Here is a 19,328-nt window from a genome sequence, read left to right as displayed (position 1 = left end):
GATTAGCACTATTCATGTTGTACCGGCGGCATTGTTTCGTTAATGACTGCAAATGTATAGCCCCTTGCTTTTAGCTGTATAATCAAGCTATCTAAATAGTTTGTGGTAGAGGGTTGATCATGCATTAATATAACTTTTGGTTCCCATGGTTTATTTTTCTCAAACATTTGCAATTGATTCAATACCTCTGGAACATATTGTGAGTTTTTATATCTCCAGTCAAGGCTATCAATCGTCCAGTCCCAGTAAATAAAGCCATTTTGGTTTAAACGTACTTTTTGATGATATGTTAAATTTGGAACACTGCCAAAGGGGGTTCTTACAAGACGGCTGTAGACGCCAGTAACAGAGGCAAGAATACGCTGAGCTTCTCTCATTTCATTTGCGGGAGACTCGCTGTTCTGATAAAAGAGGTTTATATCATGCGTCATGCCATGAAGACCTAATTGATGTCCTTCTTGATAAAGTCTTTTCACAGCTGATTGGTGTGCTTGGATTTGCGGTCCAAGCATGAAGAACGTCGCCTTCACGTGATGTGCTTTTAATACATTTAACAGCTGATTTGATGTAGCAGAAGGACCATCATCAAATGTTAAAAAGACCGTTTTATTCGTTGCCTGTTGGTTTGGATTGGTCTTAAAATGTGTATCCAATGTTCTTGTAGACTGATCTTTTGCTTTCAGACTGATGCTTGTGTCACGGAAGTCACTGCTGGCAACATTTTTTGCTTGCCCATTTGTCGCCTGCAAATGGGGTTTAGACATATCCCAGATAAAAAAGAGAAACAGTGTAAGAAGCACTAAACCAATTACCTTTGAGAGAAGTATCGTGTTGTAGGGTGTCTTTTTTTTGGAAACCTTTTTCATTACAATCACTCCAGTCAATTAAATTTTGAGCTGAACCATGTTGTAGATCCTTTCTTTTTTCACTGTTTTTCTGGTACTCATATTGATTATGTATATAGTGGAAAAAATCCTTTTTATATAGAAAATTCAAATGAACTTTGTGTTGATCAGCAAAAAAAGGTGATCCATTCATGTTTAAATAAAATCATTCTGAAAAATGATCGAAACGTTAATATTTATACGCTAAGATAGCAGCAGATTTGACCATTAATTTGAAGCGAAAGGGAGATTCCTTATGAAAGTGTTGTATAATGACGATTTCATTGAAAAAAGGGTGCTCATGTGGAAAGTGGAGACAGAGGCGATTAATCTCAAAAAAACATAGAGAAAAGTTCTTACCACTACAAAATAAAGAAGAAACAAAAGAAATCAAAGTCAGTACAACTGAATCAGAGCTAAGTTTTTACGGATCAAGAGATAAAACCTGTCAAGCCTTACATTCGTCCGAGAATAGCAGCAGATTATTTTAAAAAGAATGAATGCGTGTATGGACGCATATTGTGCCCATATCGGCAAATTCTCGCTTACCGTACAACGACTAGAGAAGGATTTAAACAATATGTGTCCGGTTCAGAGGTTTGTAAAACTTGTTCTTTTCTAGATAACTGTACACAAAGTCAAAATCATACATGGAAAACACTATGTCCAGCGTAAACCCTTTATAATTAAAGTGAAAACCCCACTTTTATTTAAAGTAAAGGGGGGGGTTCTACGGTCTGAACACTTCTCTTTTAGAAGTGTTTTTTTGCATAAAAAAGCAGGTTCGCTTGGCTTAGAACGAACCTGTGAAGGAGGAAAACTACATCATGTTTTCACCTATATTATCCAATATTTATCAATTGTCGTCAAGACAAAAAGTTAGCCGGAGGAAAATATTTTGACTGAATTGTGACGTTTTGGCATGTATATCCTTTTTTCGATAGGGGATATTAATCGGAAAAAGAGGTGAAGCCGATGGCGTACATTCTTTCTGTTGGAACGAGTCTGCCAAAACATCATGTGGATCAGAAAAAGGCGGCTGATTTTGCTAGATCCCAATTTAAACGATCGTTTAAAGATATCGACCGGCTGCTGAGAGCTTTTCAAAACGGAGAAATCGAGAGCAGACAATTTGTGCAGCCAATTGAATGGTATCAGACGCACCACTCTTTTGAGGAGAAAAACAATCTCTATTTGGAAAAAGCATTGGCTCATGCAAAAGAAGCGGTCATACACTGTCTTCATGAGAGGGCGTTCCTGAAAAAACCGATTCCGTTTGAAGAGATCGATGCATTGTTTTTTATTTCAAGCACCGGACTTTCGACACCAAGTCTTGATGCAAAACTGATGAACGTTCTTCCTTTTTCGCCTTATACGAAACGAGTGCCGATCTGGGGATTAGGGTGCGGGGGCGGAGCGGCAGGATTGTCCCGGGCTTACGAATACATAAGGGCATTTCCAGAAGCAAAGGTGCTGGTTGTCACCTGTGAACTGTGCAGTTTAACCTTTCAGCCGCAAGATCAATCAAAAAGCAATTTAATCGGTACATCTTTGTTCGGAGACGGGACAGCAGCGGTACTCTTAACTGGAGAAAAAGGTGTATCTGAATACGCCGATCTAAAAACAGTTCCTAAAGTGATTGGTACACAATCCGTCACAATGAAACAGTCTGAGGATGTGATGGGCTGGGAATTTACAAGTGACGGCTTTCGGGTTATTTTCTCCCGTGACATCCCTTCCATTATCTCAGGCTGGTTAAAGGAGCAAGTCGATCAATTTTTAGAGCAGCAAGGGTATTCGGCAGAAGACCTATCGGTTTTTCTTGCCCATCCTGGAGGAAAAAAAGTAATTGATGCTTATATTGATAGTCTATCCTTACAAGAGGATCAGCTTTTTTCATCAAAAGAAGTACTCAAACAACACGGGAATATGTCCTCTGCCACAGTTATGTATGTCATCAAGCATTATCTTGAACGTCAATCCGCTGAAGCGGGAGATATGGGTCTTTGCGGAGCGCTTGGCCCTGGCTTTTCCTCAGAACTTCTGCTCATGAAATGGGAGGAGGTCATGTCATGATCGTTTGGCTGATCATTGGTTTCTTCGTTTGTCAGCGGCTTATTGAAATGCTTGTGGCTAAAAGAAATGAAAAGAAAGTGAAAGCGATCGGTGCCATAGAATTTGGTGCTAGTCATTATCCTTATATGGTCGCAATGCATGCGGGCTTTTTTCTCTCACTCATGGTTGAGGTATGGGGGTTAAACAAGACGCCGTCGCGCTATTTTCTTGTGCTGCTCGTTTTTCTGCTGGCCACACAGGTGATTCGATACTGGGCATTATGTTCTCTTGGGACGTATTGGAATACAAAGATTTTAGTTGTACCAAATGCGATGATGGTGAAAAAAGGACCTTATCGCTGGTTAAAGCATCCTAACTATGTAGTGGTGGCGATTGAGCTTATGCTGATCCCACTTTTGTTTAATGCTTATTTTACCGCCATTTTGTTCACATGTTTAAATGCATGGATGATGGCTGTGAGAATTCAAACAGAAGAGAAAGCGCTCAATCAGTATTTGTTAAATTAATATTGAAAATCATTATCAATTGTGATACACTTTCATTAATGATAAGCATTCTCAATCACGAAGGATGGACGGTGATCACATGACAATGGTTTTCTTACTCGGTACGGTCTGTGTATACAGCCTATTAATTGGCTTCGTATTAAAAGGTGTTTCTAAAAAATCTGCTTCCTGATCGCAGTCAATTGCGACTGATCGGGTAGCAGATTTTTTTTATTTCCTCAGATCAGAAGAAAAATCTCTTCATTTTGTGTAAAATGGTATCACATACATAACTGACTTTTCTAAAAACAAAGGGGTTTATCGTCATGGAAGACTTGTCTATTCGAGATTCGCTCGTTCAAACTACAGGTGCTTTATATCAAAGCCTTCTCAAAAGGGATGATCATGAACGCGCAGCCAAACTTGCATCGATTATCAAAAAGGAAGCAGAAGAAGAAGTGTATATCGCATTTACCGGCCACTATTCAGCTGGAAAGTCATCACTTGTGAATCATCTGCTTCATGATCACATCCTGCCAACGAGTCCAATTCCAACAAGTGCAAACTTGGTCGTCGTGAGGAAAGGGGAGAGTGAAGTAAAGCTACACACCTCGGATGGCCGTTTTGCAAAAATGAGCGGTTCTTATGATAAAGAAGCAGTTCAGCGTTTTTGTAAGGATGGAGAACAGATTGAAATGGTGGAAATTAGCGGGGACTATAGAGGACTGGAAGAAAAGGTGGCAGTGATTGATACACCCGGAATTGATTCAACGGATCATACTCACTTTTTATCTGCTACGTCTATTCTTCATCAAGCAGATGCTCTTTTTTATGTCGTTCATTACAACCATGTTCATTCAGAGGAAAACATTCGTTTCATTCGCTCCATTAAAGAGAAAGTGCCAAATCTTTATTTCATCGTAAATCAAGTCGATCGACATGATGAGCATGAGACAGCGTTTGAAGACTACAAAAATCAAGTAGTTGATATGCTTCAAAAAGAAGGCATTGAAGAAGAACACCTATACTTTACATCTGTAACCGATGAGGCGCATCCAAGAAACGAAATGATTCGTTTAATCGAGAAACTGCAAGAATTACAAACATTGCCGAAAGCATCGCTTCGCGCCTATACCGAGCAGAAAATAGAGCACGTTTTAAAAGAACATATCGACTCATTAAAAGAAGAGCTGCAGGAAGAGGGTCTTGATTTACAGCTTCAAGAAAAAAGAAAAGAAGTGAAGGAACTTGAAGCGAAAAGTAGCTTCATTGAAAATGGAGCAAAACAGTTAGAAGATGAAGTGTCTTCTGAAGTCGAGAACATTTTAAAAAATGCAAATCTAACCCCATTTAAAATGAGGGAGCTCGCAAGTGATTATATTGAATCAAAAGCACCTGGCTTTAAGGTAGGTCTGCTGTTCGCGAAAAATAAAACCGAGCAGGAAAAAGAAAAGCGGGCGAACGAGTTCTTAGCAGATGTCAAAGCAAGAATGAAAGCAGAAGTAGACTGGCATATTGCTGAACTGCTCAAAAAAGAAGTCAAGAAGCATCAGCTTGGTGAAGAATTATTAAATCAAGTGATGGCGTTTGAAACGCCTGTAGAAGAATCACTGCTTGAAAACGTGATCCATCACGGTGCGACATTTTCAAATGAATACGTTTTGCAATATGCAAAAGATGCTGGTGAAGCACTGAAAAGACAGACGAAACAAAAAGCAATACCATTGATTGAACAAATGGCCGAGATGCTGAAAACCCAGCTCCTGAATGAAAAGGGAAAGCAGCAAGATAAATGGGTTCAGGCAGCACAGGAGCTCCAAGCGCTGGAGCAATGCATGGAAAAAAATGATCAAATCAGAAAAGATATTGAGCATGTATGGGATATATGGCAAAACGGAACAAATGAGCAGATCGAAGAAGATTGGTTTTATGTGAAAAAACACCGGATGCAGCATGACGAGCTAAATCAGAATCAAACATCAACTCATACGGAAGAAAGCGAAAATGAAAATCAGCCGCAGATAAAGCTTGATCAAATGCGACAATCACAGCATATCCCGACAGCGCAGTCGATTGACCAGTTTGAGCAGCTTTCTCAAATTTTAATGCCATTAAACGCGCTTCAATCTCAAAGAAAGTCCTTTGAAAAACGAACAAAGCGGCTGCAAGCGAAGGAATTTACACTCGCCTTATTCGGTGCTTTTAGCTCGGGGAAATCTTCGTTTGCCAATGCCCTTGTTGGGAGAAAGGTGCTGCCATCATCTCCTACACCAACGACGGCCACGATCAATAAGCTGACCCGGCCGACAGAAGACCATCCGCATGAAAGTGTGAAAGTGGTGTTTAAAACCGAGCAGGAAATATTAGAAGAGCTCGATCAAATTCTCGGTTATTCTATAACAGAAGAAAAGGGAGATACGTTTCAAGCGAAACTCGAGCGAACGCTGAAAAAAAGAGAGCTTGAACAGGATCACCGCATCATTGTTGATCATTTTTTAAACGCTCATGAAAAGTTCCGTGATTCGATTCAAAAACAAACGCCGCTCAATGTCACCCTGCAAGAATTAAAGCCATATGTGGCAGAAGAGGCTGTTTCTTGTGTGGTGAAGGAAGTGACGGTCTATTTAAGTACACCTTTAACAGATAAAGGACTGACGATTGTTGATACACCAGGCGCCAGCAGTATGAATAAACGTCACACAGAGATTGCCTTTCAATATATGAAGGATGCTGATGCCCTTCTTTATTTAACTTACTACCAGCATTCTTTCTCAAAAGCAGACCGGTCATTTTTACGTAAACTCGGGCTTGTAAAAGATTCTTTTAGCATGGATAAAATGTTTTTTATTATCAATGCAGCTGACCTCGCAAAGGATCAAACAGAGCTTGAAACCGTCTTTGACTATGTGAAAAATGAGCTCACAAAAGAAGGCATCCGGCATCCAAACCTTCATCACGTATCCAGCAAGGAAGAGATCGAAGGAAAGGGACAGTCGCCTTATAACCAGTATGCACAGCTTAGAACACAGCTCGACTATTTTATTGAGGAAGAATTAACGAAAGATGCGATTGAGCTGCTGTATTTTGAAGCGAGTACATTATGTAGAACAGTCGACAAGCTGCATGAGACGCTACATCAGTCGGAAGATGAAAAGCAAGCAGAAAAGAAAAAGATAAACACATCCTATGAAGCGATCGTTGATCAAATGAGCCATATTAAACGATCTAAGCTAGTGACAGAAAGTGTGAAAAAGGACTTGCACGAACAGCTTTACCACATTGTTCAGCGCTTGTCACTTTATGCAAATGATCTGTTAAAGACAGCCTTTTATCCTGGAATATCTCAAGGGGACTTCAGGCAGGAGTTGAAAAAAGCGCTTGAACAGGCGCTAAAGGATTATGAATTTGAATTTGTACAAGAGATAAAGGCGCTTGATATTCGAATGGAATCGTTTATCACTCAATACTTCAAAGAGGAGTGGGAGAAAGGATTACAGGCTGCGTGTGCAGAAGATCCTTACTTTTCTCTACGTTTGTCGCCGCCAGATGAGAAAAATGCCGAGCTGAAACAAATTGAAGTGGAAGCGGACCTGACGCCGTTTGAGCCGCTCTTAAAGAAGCAAAAATCAGCGAAAGCTTTCTTTGAACAGAACGGGAAGGCAGCGTTTATTGAAGCGATTCGAGATGTCCTTTTCCAGTTAACGACGAAATGGGCAGATAAAGAAAAAGAAGAATTACAGAGCAGATACGATATGATGGTGAAGACCTTTACTGAAAGATATGAATCAGAAGCGCTTAAGCAGCTAAGTGAACAAAAACAAACATTTATCATGAGCTTAACGACAGATGCGAAAGAGCAGGCGATGATAGAACAAGTATACAAGCAAACAAATGAATGGAAGAACCAGTTGAAAACCATTTGATTCATGATAGACTATATAAAAAAGAAAGCAGTTGATAAAAAATGACGAGCGTACACGAAGAGATTTCCGCACATTCACAAAAACAGAATGCTCATATCAAGTCTTTTCTTGCGCTTGAGCAGAAAAGAGAGCAGGCAATAGAGACTGCTGTTTTGAAGTGTGAGCAAAACGAACCATTTACAACTGACGAGATCAATGAAATTACGTCGAAGATGAATGAGCTTGCACGAGGCGGAATTGTTCCGCTGCGTAAGCATGTCACGATTGATATGGTCAGGGAGTATGTCGAACGAAAACAGAAGTAAAGAGTAACTTTCTCTTTTTTGGTCATCTTAACAAGTGAACCGAGAAAGGGGAATGATGATGGAAAAAAAGCAGCATGCAAAAAAGCAGCATGCAAAAAAGCAGGATGAGCGTCACCCTAAACAAAAAGAGATGCCGTCCTACGCAGAAGCAGAATCGAAAAAAATGCAATACGGTCAAAAGTAATCCCCCGGGTGCCACTTCTTTCCAAAAGAAGAAGGCGCCTTTTTTATGTCGAATTCGATGTTCTATGATAGAATAGGAGTATTGTTTTGAAAAAGGGAGTTTATAAGAATGAATAAACACGTACTGCTTGTTGATGGCATGGCACTTCTGTTCAGATCGTTTTATGCAACGGCTGTCCATCGCAATTTTATGATAAATGATCACGGTGTCCCGACAAATGGAGTGAATGGCTATTTGAAGCATTTATTAACCGCTGTTCAGACATTTGAGCCAACTCATATTGTTTGCTGCTGGGATATGGGAAGCCAAACATACCGAAATGAATTGTTTCAAGATTATAAAGCAAATCGAGGAGAGGCACCTGTCGAGCTCATTCCACAATTCGATTTAGCAAAAGAAGCGACAGAGGAACTAGGAATTGTAAACATTGGTATAAAGGGCTTTGAGGCAGATGATTGTATCGGCACGCTGGCGGCACTCTATCAGAATGAAGCACGTGTGACTGTCCTAACTGGAGACAAAGATTTGCTTCAGATTTTGAATGAGCAAGTGACTGTTGCTCTAATGCAAAAAGGAATCGGGAACTATAAACATTATACAAAAGCCTTATTTGAAGAGGAAATGGGTATCTCTCCAAAGGCGCTGATCGATATGAAAGCACTTATGGGGGATTCAAGTGACAATTATCCAGGCGTCAAAGGAATCGGAGAAAAAACAGCATTAAAATTTATTCAAACATATCAAACCATTGACGGATTATTAGAAAATGTTCATGAACTAACGGCTGCACAGCAAAAGAAAATGCAAGCAGGATTAAAAGATTTGAAGCTTTCCCGTCTATTGGCAGAGATCAAATGTGATGTCCCGCTGAGCTGTCCAATTGATGAGACGAAGGTGAACATCAATCAAGAACGGGCTGCTGCCATGCTGCGATACCATCAAATCAAAGGGATTGAACCGATGGTGAATCGATTAAGTAAAATAGAGATCAGCTAAGCCGATCTCTCAGCGTATAGACAAACCCTCGCATTCGCCCGCAGGTCTGCGCTCCGGTGCTCACGAATGTCAAATTCGCTCCGCTCCGGTACTCGTCCTTCCTAGGGCTGCAAAGGTTTTCTATCACGCTGAAAAGAAGACAAAGGGCTAAAATAAAAATCATTTTAGCCCTTTGTTAGAGATCAGCTAAGCCGATCTCTAAGGTCATCTTTTTGTATTGCTTTTCTTCGCTCTATTTTCGAGCTCAGATAGTGGTTGTTTATCTTTTGTTTGCGCATCACCTTGAGGGGTTGTCCCATTTGTGACACGACCTTTATTTTCTTTATCCAATCAGTATCACCTCATACATTAGCATAACCGAAAAAAAGCGATTCATCCTTTAGAAAGGTGAATCGCTTTTCTAGCAAGCTGATCTGCTACTTGATTTTCCTTGCTTGGAATCCACTTAATGAAAAATAAATCAAACTGGCTTTGAAGCTCGATCATCTCTTTGATAAAATGCTGAAAGGCTGGATTTTTTGCAAATCCTGCATTGGCCGCACGGTCAACTACCTGTGAATCTGTTCGAAACGAAACGGATCGCAGTCCTTTTTCTACGCAGATTTTCATCCCTTCAATGAGAGCGGAAAATTCTGCTTCGTGATTGCTCATTGATCCAAGAGGAATAGAGAAAGATTCTGCCTTTCCATCATATTTAATGAAAACGCCGATGCCGGAAGGACCTGGATTACCTGCGCTAGCACCATCAATGTATATTTCAGCTGGCAATTTATTTCACCCTTTCATCAAGCGGAACCATTCTTTTCGCTGCATACGCATATGGTGTCCCAATCGCGGCGACGATAAATTTAATCACATAAGTCGTGATGAAGATTTCGATCCATACATGAAATGGATAGGTGCCAAGAAAGGCAATGGTTGTGAAGATCAGTGTATCAAGCAGCTGGCTGATCATCGTACTTCCAGCGTTGCGCACCCAGAGCGCACCATCAGAAGGAAATATCCGGCGAATAAACGAATATACATAAACATCTAACATTTGACTGATGATATAAGCAGCAAGACTGCCAAGTGCGACCCTTGGCATAAAGCCAAATATGGTTTCCAGCGATGTTTGAGAAATGTCAGATGGAGCGGGATGGAAAAGTAAAGCCTCTTGCATGACAACGGTTAGCGTTAAAAGGGTGGCAAAGCCAATCCAGACAGCTTTTCTCGCTTCATTTTGTCCATATTTTTCATTCAATACGTCCGTTGCAAAGAATACACTGCCGTATAAAATGTTTCCAAGTGTTGCCGTTAAGCCAAACAATTCAACGGTTTTGACCACTTGTAAATTTGCAGCAACCGTCGCAAAGCCAATCCAGACGAAAAGGCCCATCTTGCCAAATCCTTTATAAAATAGAAGAACAATGATAAAATTAATGATCGCAAATAAGATCCAAATACCTTCATTAAACAAGTGACATGAACTTCCTTTCTCATTGTAAAATGTAACTTTTTGATTATAGCATAACGTATGTTTACCTTAAAAGCACGGGAAGGCGATGTGATCAATGAAATTAAGAGCACACTATACAATGAAAGTGAAATCGATTGGGTCCATTGCTTTTTTCCAAGAAGATTGGATGGAGCTAAAAGAGGCCTTGATTTTAGCCAAACATATCGATAAAAAAGAACCACAGTCCCTCCTATCATTTGAAGATGAAAAAGGGGCGATGTGGTCTATTAAAGAACTTGAAAAGCTAAATGAAGAACTAAAGCTTGAATCTGATCAGCTTCAGGTCTATTTTGATGCAAGTTTTCACAAAGAAACAGGCGACTCTGGTCTTGGGGTTGTCGTCTACTATAAGCTCGGAGAAGATGCTTATCGTTTGAGAAAAAATCAGCCCTTCAAAGGAACCACCAATAATGAAGCAGAGTATGCGGCTTTATTTGAGGCAGTCAAAGCATTAAAAGACCTTGGAGCAAGCAGAAATTCTGTCACGATTAGAGGCGATTCACTTGTTGTCATGAATCAATTAAAAGGAGAATGGCCTTGTTATGATGATATACATAACAAATGGCTCGACCGGATTGAATCGGCTTTAAAAGAGCTGAGGCTTACGCCAACCTATGAAGTCATCGATCGTAAACAAAATGCAGAAGCGGATCAGCTTGCAAGGCAGATGCTTGCAGACGTTCCAATTGAAAGTAAATTGAAATTAGAAGCAGACGGAGCTGAATAATGTGGATAAAAAAACAGCAGTACAAGAATTGACGGATCTCCAAGACACGTATTGTTCAGATTGTTTGATTAAGAAGCACTTCCGAAAGGAATATGGCAAAAAATACGCCCATTCCTTTTGTATTCAGCAATGCACAGTAGGAGAGAAAATAAAAGAATACGGACAGACACTGCTTAAAAAGTAAGCACCTGTGACCCGGTTTTCCCTGCTCAAACATCCGTTCATGAAAAAAACACGAAGAGAATGTGTGAAAAAAGAACATATTCTAAAAAATGAGCCGATATAACTATAGAAAGTTTTGGTTGAGTTACTTTTTGACTAAGTGACGGATAATAGAGGAAAAGGGGAAGGCCGGCATGGATAATAAGGATTTCGAAACGGTATTACATCGAACATTTCAAGAGGTGTACAGCGATCTAGAGCAGCTAGTAGATGTAGCAAAGAAGGGAAGACCTTTTCTCGAAAAAGATATTTCTGAAATTGAACAACGACTGAAGCAAAATATTTTAGCCATTGAAATTCAGCTGAAAATCAAATAAGAGAGGCATAAGCCTCTCTTTATTTTGTCGTTTCATCATTGATTTAGTTGATTAGATTTTTGTTACGTTTGCAGCTTGAGGTCCACGATTACCTTCAACGATTTCAAAAGAAACTTCTTGTCCTTCTTCTAAAGACTTGTAGCCGTCTCCTTCAATAGCTGTGAAGTGAACGAATACATCGTCTCCGCCTTCAACTTCAATGAAGCCGAAACCTTTTTCATTATTGAACCATTTTACTTTACCGTTTTGCATATTGCTTTTTCCTCCTAGTACTGTAGCACACCTTTTGGCGTACTAAAAAAAATTTTCATCACCTAACGACTTTGCAGTTGTTAAATGATGGTTCCACTATACACCATCAAAAGTAAAGCGTCAAGCAGGCGAGCCAAATTTTGAGCAGAATGTTTGATTTTTTTGTTTTTTGGTGAATAACAATGAAATATAGAACGTTCTTTTCGGAACCTCACATGCAGCTTGTCCGTATATAAAAAAAATACAGAAAGAGGTGCAATCATGAATCGTTATACACTTGAAGAATTTGTTCAGAATACGCAGCAAGAAGATAAAGGAGAAGGGGTCTTCGAACTTGAAACACCAAGACTTTTAGAAATTAATTTGACTGACACGATTTGGGCAAAAACAGGTTCCATGGTTTCCTATCGAGGGAAAATCAAATTTGAACGTGAGGGTGTTTTTGAGCACGGCGTTTCAAAGATGTTCAAAAAAATGCTCTCAGGAGAAGGCACCTCACTAATGAAGGCGACAGGTGATGGGAAATTATATGTGGCAGATCAAGGTAAAAAAATCTCGATTCTTCGTTTGGCTCAAGGAGAATCCATTTTTGTGAATGGAAACGACCTGCTCGCATTTGAACCGTCTGTCCGCTGGGATATCAAATTGATGAAAAAAGTGTCTGGCATGCTTGCAGGTGGATTATTTAATGTCAAATTAGAAGGGCCGGGCTTAGTAGCAATCACAAGTCATTATGAGCCGTTGACACTTATTGTTCAGCCGGGTGACTCTGTTTATACAGATCCGAATGCGACTGTTGCGTGGTCAGGGGATTTAAAAACTGAATTTGTGACAGATGTTTCCTTTAAAACTTTTATTGGCAGGGGAAGCGGAGAGTCCATTCAAATGAAGTTTACCGGAAGCGGCTTTGTTGTCGTTCAGCCGTTTGAAGAAGTATACACAACAAATGGAAATCAAGGATGAAGAAAAGGTGTCCGTCATTGACGGACACCTTTTTATGATAATGCGCGAGCATAAGTTTTGTTATTCATGATGAGATCTGACTGCTCGACGATATCTTCCAAAATGGTTTGAGAAGATTGTTTTAAGTGCAGTTTTTTCATGTTTTGTTTCATTGTTTCTAATTTTTCTTCATCCTGAAGCAAGTTGGTCACAGATTCTAAAATGTCTTCATGTCTGTTAATGACAATGGCAGCGCCATAATCCTCAAAGAAATGAGCATTTTCCTTTTCTTGACCAGGGACAGGCTTATAAAGAATGACCGGGACACCGATTGCAGTTGCTTCTGTTAAAGTAATGCCGCCTGGTTTTGTAATCATACAATCTGTTACTCTGAACAATTCATCAATTTGTTCCACATATCCAAGCGCCTTCAATTGATCTGGGTGTGCTTGTTCAAGAACGCTAAGCGATTGTTTCAGCGCGGCGTTCTTTCCGCATACAACAACAATTTGTACTTCACTGTCGAGAAGCAGCGCCTCACATAATTCCTTCACATTTTTTAGTACACCGTGAGCACCGGCCATGATGAGAAGAACTTTTTTACCTGATGATAATCCATATTTCTTATAGATCATCGATTTTGGCACGTCTGCTTCAAACTGTGGTCTAATAGGAATACCTGTCACCTTGACATCGCTTGGATGTGTGCCGATTTCCACTAATTTTTGTTTCACATAATCGGTTGCAACATAGTATCGGTCGATGTTTTCATGTACCCAAATTTTATGGAGACAAAAATCTGTCATGACATTAAAAGTCGGAATCACTTTACCTGTTTTGTTTCGGTATTCTGGTACCACAATCATTGGGAATGTAATAATGATGATGTCCGGATTGTGTAACTGAATTAATTCATCGAGACGCTTATTTCCCATTTTTAAATAAATGTTAAATTTGCGTTTATTGTAAATTTTATCTACACCGTAATAAAACAAGCGATAAAATTGTTTCCCAATGGAAAAGCTCTTCAAGTATAAATATTGAGTCACTTCTGACACAATGGGATTCGATTCTTGATACAAATTAGAAACTACAACATGTTCAAACCCTTGGGATTTGCATTCATCATACAGTGTTTTTGCTACCTGCATATGTCCATTTCCATAATTTGCGGTCAAGATTAATATTTTTTTATTGGTATTCAAGAATATTCACCTCAAATGTAATCAACAACAACAAAACTTCGTACGAAAACTATTAATCTCATAGGTCTACATATACATAAAGATAACATATAAACAGTTAGAGCATATCATTCGTTACGAAAGAATTAAACTAATTTTAAAAAACAAACAGATTCAATTGATAATGGAAGACAGAGCCATTTGTATTTTAACACATTTTGACGATTTATCATCAGACCACAGTCTATTTTATTCCCAAACGTATGGTGTTTCTTGATAAACATAATAATTAAGCCAATTCATAAACAATAAGGTTGCATGGGCTTTCCAGCGATTTACTGGGATTAATGTGTCACCATCTTCTATAAAATAGTGGACAGGTTTTTGGACTGTATCATGTTTCAACAAATCTCTTTCATATTCCTGCATCAATGTATCTGTGTCATATTCAGGATGTCCAGTTAAAAATACTTGTTTATCATCATCTGAAACAATTAAACAAACACCCGCTTCTTCAGACATACTCAAGACTTTCAAATTCGGCGTGTTTTTTAATTGTTCTGTATTAATATCTGTATGCCTAGAATGTGGGACATAGTATACTTCATCAAAACCTCTGACTAATTTTTCTTTTTTCTCTTTCACAATATGCTCAAATACGCCAAATTTTTTCTCGGGAAGCTTGATTTTTTCAATCCCGTAATGGTGATATAAACCTGCCTGTGCACCCCAGCAAATATGAAGGGTAGACGTCACATTGGTTTTACTCCAGTCCAAAATGTCCTGCAGCTCTTTCCAATAAGAGACTTCTTCAAAAGGTAAGTGCTCGATTGGTGCGCCAGTGATGATCATTCCATCAAATTTTTTATGGCGAATCGATTCAAAGGTCGTATAAAATTCATCTAGATGCTCTCTCGACGTATTCTTCGGTGTATGTGTACTTGGAATCAAAAACGTAAAGTACACTTGTAAAGGAGAATTTCCGAGCATTCTCAGCAGCTGCGTTTCAGTTTGTATTTTTTTTGGCATTAAATTTAAGATCACGATATTCAAAGGACGGATATCTTGCTTGAATGCCCTTGTCTCATCCATGACGAAAATATTTTCGCTCTCTAGTATTTGTTTTGCCGGCAGATGAACTGGTATGTTAATAGGCAACTCGCCACCCCCTGAACCAAAGCTAATTTCACTTCATTATAGGAACTTTCTGGCGATATTTCAATGTTTCAATTATGTTACAATGAAAAATAGAGCAAAAAAAATGCTGTTTCTGTAAAAAAAGGAGGCCATTTTGTTATGATCACAAAGCATTTATCAGATATTGACATTGCCCAAAAGGCTAAGCTGAGACCGATTCAAGACATCGCAGCAAAGCTGCAAATACATGACGAAGAATTAGAATGCTATGGTTTCACAAAAGCGAAAATATCTTTGACTATTTTTGACCGTTTAAAGAAACAAAAAGAAGGACACGTGATTCTTGTCACTTCGATTAACCCTACGCCAGCAGGTGAGGGGAAATCCACCGTAACTGTCGGCCTTGGTCAAGCCTTCGAAAAAATTGGCAAAAAAGCGATCATTGCGATGCGTGAGCCATCATTAGGTCCTACAATGGGGATTAAAGGCGGAGCAGCGGGCGGAGGATATTCACAGGTGCTGCCAATGGAAGAAATCAATCTTCATTTCACAGGAGATTTTCATGCCATTACATCTGCACATAACGCCTTATCTGCATTTATTGATAACCATATCCATCACGGAAATGAACTCGGCATCGACACGCGGCGCATTGTGTGGAAGCGGGTGCTTGATTTAAACGATCGTGCATTACGACAGGTCGTTGTCGGACTTGGCGGTCAGTTAAATGGGTATCCTAGAGAAGACGGATTTGATATTACAGTGGCTTCCGAAATGATGGCGATCCTCTGTTTAGCAGAAGACTTAAACGACTTAAAAAAACGTCTTTCTTCTATTGTTGTTGCCTATAATCAAGAAGGCGAGCCAATCACAGTGGGAGCACTTGGATATGAAGGTGTTCTGACGCTACTTTTAAAAGACGCACTCAAACCGAACCTTGTTCAAACGATTGAAGGAACCCCAGCCCTTGTCCATGGCGGTCCTTTTGCTAATATTGCACATGGATGCAATAGTTTAATTGCAACCAAAATGGCAGCAAAATTAGCTGATTATGTCGTTACAGAAGCTGGATTTGGTGCAGACCTTGGAGCAGAAAAGTTCCTGCACATTAAAACAAGAGCTGGTGATTTCAAACCTAGTGCAGTTGTCATTGTCGCAACAGTGAGAGCATTAAAGATGCATGGCGGAATGAAGAAAACCGAACTCAAAGAAGAGAATGCACACGCCGTATTAGAAGGTATACATAATTTAGAAAAGCATATTGAAACCGTGCAAGCTTTTGGTCTTCCATATATTGTGGCGGTAAACCGGTTTATAACGGATACAAAAGAAGAGATTCAAGCGATAGAAGATTGGTGCGGCAAACATGGCCATCCAGTCAAAGCCGTGAATGTATGGGAAGAAGGAGGAGAAGGCGGGACAGCTCTTGCCGAGGAACTAGCAGCACTCATTGAAAAGAAAAAGAACAACTTTACCTATTTGTATGAAGAGAACGATTCCATCGAAGAAAAGTTATCTAAAGTGGCCAAAGTGGTTTACGGGGCAGATGGGGTCACGCTCACAACTAAAGCAAGAAAGCAGCTGGCTGCCCTTGAGGAAAACGGCTGGGCTCAATTGCCGGTTTGTATGGCAAAAACACAATATTCTCTTTCAGATGATCCAGCTTTAATCGGCAGACCTAAAGGCTTTACCATTACGATTCGAGAGTTAAAGCCATCTGTAGGAGCAGGGTTTATTGTAGCCTTAACCGGAAGCATTTTGACAATGCCTGGCTTACCTAAAAAACCTGCGGCTCTCGAAATGGATTTATTAGAAGACGGCAGTGTGACAGGACTCTTTTAAACGGGAGCATAAAAAGCGATTTTCTAAAAGAAGCATGTTACGATAGGAAAAAGTGAATCCTAGGAGGCTATGAGATGTCAATTTATGATATTCAGGTCAAGACCATTAACGGTCAGGAAAAATCGATGGCAGATTACAAAGGAAAAGTGCTCATTATTGTAAACACAGCAAGCAAATGTGGACTGACTCCTCAATTTAAACAATTACAAGAGCTATATGATCAATATCATGAAAAGGGCCTTGAAATTTTAGGATTTCCGTGTAACCAATTTATGAACCAAGAGCCAGAAGGAGAAGAAGCCATTCAAGAGTTCTGTTCTTTGAATTATGGAGTGACCTTCCCTATGTTTGCGAAAGTAGATGTCAATGGCGAAGAGGCGCACCCGCTGTTCAAACATTTAACAAGTGAAGCGAAAGGTGTTCTTGGGACAAAAACAGTGAAATGGAATTTCACCAAATTTATCGTGGACCAAAACGGAGAAGTCACTCAACGATTCTCTCCGAAAACACCACCAAAAGAATTAGAAAGCTCAATCATCGCTCTGCTTAACAAATAAGATGGTGACAGTCATGCAGCGAAAACAATTGGAGGCAGCAGCCTCCTTTGTTTCAGACAGGCTGAAGAATGAACCGACTGGACACGATGCGGCTCATGTTGCGCGTGTGCGCCAGCTTGCCGTGCGTATTGCAAATCAGGAAGGCGGCTCTCTTTTTATCATCGAGATGGCAGCGATTGTACATGATGTCATTGATGAAAAGCTGTCAAGTGAATGGAAGCTTACGAAGAAGCAGCTTGAGAACCAGCTCCTTTTGTGGGAATTGGACACGCGGGATATACGCTATATCATGGACATTATTACAACGATGTCTTTTCGACATCGGCATAAGCAGTTTAGGCCAATGACGTTAGAAGGGGCCATTGTTCAAGATGCGGATAGGCTGGATGCGATAGGAGCAAGCGGTATCGCTAGAGTGTTTACGTATGCTGGCGCTACAGGTGAGCCCCATTATACAGAGGACACTCAGCAGGGCTCTGTGCTAAAGCATATGGAAGAAAAACTGCTCAAATTAAAAGACTTGATGAACACTCATGCAGGAAAGCAGCTTGCTGATGAGCGGCATGAATTGATGAGTTTATTTATCAAGAAGTGGAAAGAAGAATGCGGCCTTACAGATGAGTAGGGTCTTTATGTGTGTAAGGAGGATATATCAATGAAAATAACAGCAATAGAACCAACGCCAAGTCCGAATACTATGAAGGTGATTTTGACAGAAGCACTTGCCGGCGGTAAAAGCAACAACTACAAAAAGGATCAAAAAGACGAAGCACCAGAAATGATCAAGCGTATTTTAAGCATTGAAGGTGTAAAAGGGGTTTATCATGTTGCAGATTTCTTAGCGGTTGAGCGAAATGCAAAGTTTGACTGGCAGGGTATTTTACAACAGGTCAGAGAAGCCTTTGGACAAGAAACAGAAGGTCTTCAGGAAGGATCTCAGTCAGGCGATGACACATTTGGTGAAGTGAAAGTGTTTGTCCAAATGTTTAATGGGATTCCAATGCAGGTCAAACTGTCAAACGGTGAAAGAGAAGAACGGTTTGGCATGCCTGAACGTTTTCAAGCAGCCATTTTAAAGCTTAGAAGCAGCTCAGACAATGTCGTGTTTGAACGTGTGTGGAAAGAACACGGCGTTCGTTTTGGAGAATTTGCTGATATCGGTCAGGAAGTCACAGAGGAGCTGCAAGCAGCCTATGATGACGAGCGTTTAGCCCGATTAACAGAGGCGGTTAAAGAAGGTCAGGAAGCTGTAGATAGACAGGTGAACCGAAAGGCATATGATGTAACAGAAGAGATGCTGCAAGAGGAAGATTGGAAAAAACGTTTTGCCCATTTAGAGCAAATGCAGCCAGAGCTAAAGGACATACCTGTTTTAATGAAAGCAATGGAGGATCCAAAAACGTCTATTCGCAGACAAGCGGTTGTGAATGCTGGCATGATTGAAGATCCTGCCATTCTGCCTATTTTATATAAGGGGCTCGAAGACAAAACAGTGACGGTCCGCAGAACGGCTGGCGACTGTATTTCTGACCTTGGTGACCCAAGTGCTATCGAAGCCATGATCGCAGCATTAAAGGACCCGAGTAAGCTCGTCCGCTGGCGTGCAGCTATGTTTCTTTATGAAGAAGGGGATGAAACGGCACTTGAAGCATTAAAAGAAGCAGAGCAAGACCCTGAGTTTGAAGTCAGTCTTCAAGTGAAAATGGCGATTGAGCGCATTGAGCATGGAGAAGAAGCAAAAGGCTCAGTATGGAAGCAAATGACAGAAAGTAGAAAGAATGCATCAGAATGATGAGA

General features: G+C 40.2%; 22 protein-coding genes and 1 pseudogene. 16 read left to right on the top strand and 7 right to left on the bottom strand.

The window, feature by feature from the left end:
* Positions 1-8: 8 nt before the first annotated feature.
* Positions 9-866 (bottom strand): polysaccharide deacetylase family protein, encoded by an 858-nt coding sequence (locus tag MHB67_RS10060; protein ID WP_024422757.1) that lies wholly within the window; start codon positions 864-866, stop codon positions 9-11.
* Between the two features lie 301 nt (positions 867-1,167).
* Here MHB67_RS10060 and MHB67_RS10055 point away from each other — a divergent pair.
* The 8 genes and pseudogenes from MHB67_RS10055 to MHB67_RS10020 all read left to right on the top strand — a co-directional run.
* Positions 1,168-1,535, top strand: a pseudogene (locus MHB67_RS10055) (hypothetical protein); the annotation flags it as partial.
* Positions 1,536-1,859: 324 nt separating this feature from the next.
* Positions 1,860-2,960, top strand: a complete 1,101-nt coding sequence (locus tag MHB67_RS10050; protein ID WP_213405092.1) for a 3-oxoacyl-[acyl-carrier-protein] synthase III C-terminal domain-containing protein — start codon at positions 1,860-1,862, stop codon at positions 2,958-2,960.
* Positions 2,957-3,466 carry an isoprenylcysteine carboxylmethyltransferase family protein gene (locus MHB67_RS10045; RefSeq protein ID WP_171464344.1) on the top strand — a complete coding sequence of 170 codons (510 nt, stop codon included), beginning with the start codon at positions 2,957-2,959 and terminating at the stop codon, positions 3,464-3,466. The genes MHB67_RS10050 and MHB67_RS10045 overlap by 4 nt, the downstream gene beginning before the upstream one ends.
* A gap of 64 nt (positions 3,467-3,530) precedes the next feature.
* The gene (fbpC, locus tag MHB67_RS10040; RefSeq protein WP_306299200.1) at positions 3,531-3,638 is read left to right on the top strand and encodes a Fur-regulated basic protein FbpC; all 108 of its coding nucleotides are present in this window, start codon (positions 3,531-3,533) and stop codon (positions 3,636-3,638) included.
* A gap of 133 nt (positions 3,639-3,771) precedes the next feature.
* Positions 3,772-7,368, top strand: a complete 3,597-nt coding sequence (locus MHB67_RS10035; RefSeq protein WP_171464343.1) for a dynamin family protein — start codon at positions 3,772-3,774, stop codon at positions 7,366-7,368.
* A 41-nt stretch (positions 7,369-7,409) separates the two neighbouring features.
* Positions 7,410-7,673, top strand: coding sequence for a YpbS family protein (locus MHB67_RS10030; RefSeq protein ID WP_024422753.1), 264 nt, complete (start codon positions 7,410-7,412; stop codon positions 7,671-7,673).
* A 58-nt stretch (positions 7,674-7,731) separates the two neighbouring features.
* Positions 7,732-7,857: a hypothetical protein gene (locus tag MHB67_RS10025; RefSeq protein WP_276568659.1), complete on the top strand. Its 126-nt coding sequence runs from the start codon at positions 7,732-7,734 to the stop codon at positions 7,855-7,857.
* Positions 7,858-7,965: 108 nt separating this feature from the next.
* Positions 7,966-8,853, top strand: a complete 888-nt coding sequence (locus tag MHB67_RS10020) for a 5'-3' exonuclease (protein ID WP_171464342.1) — start codon at positions 7,966-7,968, stop codon at positions 8,851-8,853.
* A gap of 204 nt (positions 8,854-9,057) precedes the next feature.
* On the opposite strand, the gene MHB67_RS10015 is transcribed toward MHB67_RS10020, so the two are convergent.
* From MHB67_RS10015 to MHB67_RS10005, 3 genes are read right to left on the bottom strand one after another with little or no spacing between them, the layout of a single operon-like run.
* Positions 9,058-9,183 carry a small, acid-soluble spore protein L gene (locus MHB67_RS10015; RefSeq protein WP_122631021.1) on the bottom strand — a complete coding sequence of 42 codons (126 nt, stop codon included), beginning with the start codon at positions 9,181-9,183 and terminating at the stop codon, positions 9,058-9,060.
* 42 nt (positions 9,184-9,225) lie between these two features.
* Positions 9,226-9,621: a reverse transcriptase-like protein gene (locus MHB67_RS10010; RefSeq protein WP_073206018.1), complete on the bottom strand. Its 396-nt coding sequence runs from the start codon at positions 9,619-9,621 to the stop codon at positions 9,226-9,228.
* 1 nt (position 9,622) lies between these two features.
* Complete coding sequence (locus MHB67_RS10005; RefSeq protein ID WP_041085802.1) at positions 9,623-10,312, bottom strand: queuosine precursor transporter; 690 nt, start codon at positions 10,310-10,312, stop codon at positions 9,623-9,625.
* A gap of 94 nt (positions 10,313-10,406) precedes the next feature.
* Here MHB67_RS10005 and MHB67_RS10000 point away from each other — a divergent pair, with 94 nt between their 5' ends.
* From MHB67_RS10000 to MHB67_RS09990, 3 genes are all read left to right on the top strand, one after another.
* Positions 10,407-11,078 (top strand): ribonuclease H family protein, encoded by a 672-nt coding sequence (locus MHB67_RS10000; RefSeq protein WP_342492502.1) that lies wholly within the window; start codon positions 10,407-10,409, stop codon positions 11,076-11,078.
* A 1-nt stretch (position 11,079) separates the two neighbouring features.
* Entirely contained in the window at positions 11,080-11,262 is a 183-nt protein-coding gene (locus MHB67_RS09995; protein ID WP_024422748.1) for a zinc-finger domain-containing protein, read from the top strand.
* Positions 11,263-11,434: 172 nt separating this feature from the next.
* Positions 11,435-11,617, top strand: a complete 183-nt coding sequence (locus MHB67_RS09990) for a hypothetical protein (protein WP_008346368.1) — start codon at positions 11,435-11,437, stop codon at positions 11,615-11,617.
* A 51-nt stretch (positions 11,618-11,668) separates the two neighbouring features.
* On the opposite strand, the gene cspD is transcribed toward MHB67_RS09990, so the two are convergent.
* Positions 11,669-11,869 carry a cold-shock protein CspD gene (cspD, locus tag MHB67_RS09985; protein ID WP_003215784.1) on the bottom strand — a complete coding sequence of 67 codons (201 nt, stop codon included), beginning with the start codon at positions 11,867-11,869 and terminating at the stop codon, positions 11,669-11,671.
* A gap of 261 nt (positions 11,870-12,130) precedes the next feature.
* On the opposite strand from cspD, the gene MHB67_RS09980 reads away from it, so the two are divergent.
* Positions 12,131-12,832, top strand: coding sequence for an AIM24 family protein (locus tag MHB67_RS09980; RefSeq protein WP_034280509.1), 702 nt, complete (start codon positions 12,131-12,133; stop codon positions 12,830-12,832).
* 32 nt (positions 12,833-12,864) lie between these two features.
* On the opposite strand, the gene MHB67_RS09975 is transcribed toward MHB67_RS09980, so the two are convergent.
* Together MHB67_RS09975 and metA are read right to left on the bottom strand one after the other, a co-directional pair.
* On the bottom strand, positions 12,865-14,016 hold the full coding sequence (locus tag MHB67_RS09975) for a diglucosyl diacylglycerol synthase (protein ID WP_133744128.1): 1,152 nt from the start codon (positions 14,014-14,016) through the stop codon (positions 12,865-12,867).
* A 228-nt stretch (positions 14,017-14,244) separates the two neighbouring features.
* The gene (gene metA / locus MHB67_RS09970) at positions 14,245-15,153 is read right to left on the bottom strand and encodes a homoserine O-succinyltransferase (RefSeq protein WP_212048470.1); all 909 of its coding nucleotides are present in this window, start codon (positions 15,151-15,153) and stop codon (positions 14,245-14,247) included.
* Positions 15,154-15,291: 138 nt separating this feature from the next.
* Between metA and MHB67_RS09965 the strand changes: the two genes are divergently transcribed.
* The 4 genes from MHB67_RS09965 (at position 15,292) to MHB67_RS09950 (ending at position 19,323) form a co-directional block, all read left to right on the top strand.
* Entirely contained in the window at positions 15,292-16,974 is a 1,683-nt protein-coding gene (locus MHB67_RS09965) for a formate--tetrahydrofolate ligase (protein ID WP_342492501.1), read from the top strand.
* Positions 16,975-17,048: 74 nt separating this feature from the next.
* Positions 17,049-17,531, top strand: coding sequence for a glutathione peroxidase (locus MHB67_RS09960; RefSeq protein ID WP_281237097.1), 483 nt, complete (start codon positions 17,049-17,051; stop codon positions 17,529-17,531).
* A 13-nt stretch (positions 17,532-17,544) separates the two neighbouring features.
* Positions 17,545-18,156, top strand: coding sequence for an HD domain-containing protein (locus MHB67_RS09955; RefSeq protein ID WP_342492500.1), 612 nt, complete (start codon positions 17,545-17,547; stop codon positions 18,154-18,156).
* 30 nt (positions 18,157-18,186) lie between these two features.
* Positions 18,187-19,323, top strand: a complete 1,137-nt coding sequence (locus MHB67_RS09950; RefSeq protein WP_342492499.1) for a conserved virulence factor C family protein — start codon at positions 18,187-18,189, stop codon at positions 19,321-19,323.
* Positions 19,324-19,328: the final 5 nt, after the last annotated feature.

It is taken from the genome of Bacillus sp. FSL H8-0516, from assembly GCF_038635285.1.
GTDB lineage: Bacteria > Bacillota > Bacilli > Bacillales > Bacillaceae > Bacillus > Bacillus safensis.
The sequence above is the reverse complement of the archived record's forward strand: the minus strand, read 5'-3'. Positions and strand labels throughout refer to the sequence as shown.

Bases quoted from the DNA above. Each gene is read 5' to 3' on its own strand.
- MHB67_RS10035 (WP_171464343.1), top strand. From the start codon at position 3,772: ATGGAAGACTTGTCTATTCGAGATTCGCTCGTTCAAACTACAGGTGCT.
- MHB67_RS09950 (WP_342492499.1), top strand. From the start codon at position 18,187: ATGAAAATAACAGCAATAGAACCAACGCCAAGTCCGAATACTATGAAG.
- MHB67_RS10025 (WP_276568659.1), top strand. From the start codon at position 7,732: ATGGAAAAAAAGCAGCATGCAAAAAAGCAGCATGCAAAAAAGCAGGAT.
- cspD (WP_003215784.1), bottom strand. From the start codon at position 11,869: ATGCAAAACGGTAAAGTAAAATGGTTCAATAATGAAAAAGGTTTCGGC.
- MHB67_RS10045 (WP_171464344.1), top strand. From the start codon at position 2,957: ATGATCGTTTGGCTGATCATTGGTTTCTTCGTTTGTCAGCGGCTTATT.
- MHB67_RS10050 (WP_213405092.1), top strand. From the start codon at position 1,860: ATGGCGTACATTCTTTCTGTTGGAACGAGTCTGCCAAAACATCATGTG.
- MHB67_RS09965 (WP_342492501.1), top strand. From the start codon at position 15,292: ATGATCACAAAGCATTTATCAGATATTGACATTGCCCAAAAGGCTAAG.
- MHB67_RS09980 (WP_034280509.1), top strand. From the start codon at position 12,131: ATGAATCGTTATACACTTGAAGAATTTGTTCAGAATACGCAGCAAGAA.
- MHB67_RS10060 (WP_024422757.1), bottom strand. From the start codon at position 866: ATGAAAAAGGTTTCCAAAAAAAAGACACCCTACAACACGATACTTCTC.
- fbpC (WP_306299200.1), top strand. From the start codon at position 3,531: ATGGACGGTGATCACATGACAATGGTTTTCTTACTCGGTACGGTCTGT.
- MHB67_RS10020 (WP_171464342.1), top strand. From the start codon at position 7,966: ATGAATAAACACGTACTGCTTGTTGATGGCATGGCACTTCTGTTCAGA.
- MHB67_RS09990 (WP_008346368.1), top strand. From the start codon at position 11,435: ATGGATAATAAGGATTTCGAAACGGTATTACATCGAACATTTCAAGAG.
- MHB67_RS09960 (WP_281237097.1), top strand. From the start codon at position 17,049: ATGTCAATTTATGATATTCAGGTCAAGACCATTAACGGTCAGGAAAAA.
- MHB67_RS09955 (WP_342492500.1), top strand. From the start codon at position 17,545: ATGCAGCGAAAACAATTGGAGGCAGCAGCCTCCTTTGTTTCAGACAGG.
- MHB67_RS10030 (WP_024422753.1), top strand. From the start codon at position 7,410: ATGACGAGCGTACACGAAGAGATTTCCGCACATTCACAAAAACAGAAT.
- MHB67_RS10000 (WP_342492502.1), top strand. From the start codon at position 10,407: ATGAAATTAAGAGCACACTATACAATGAAAGTGAAATCGATTGGGTCC.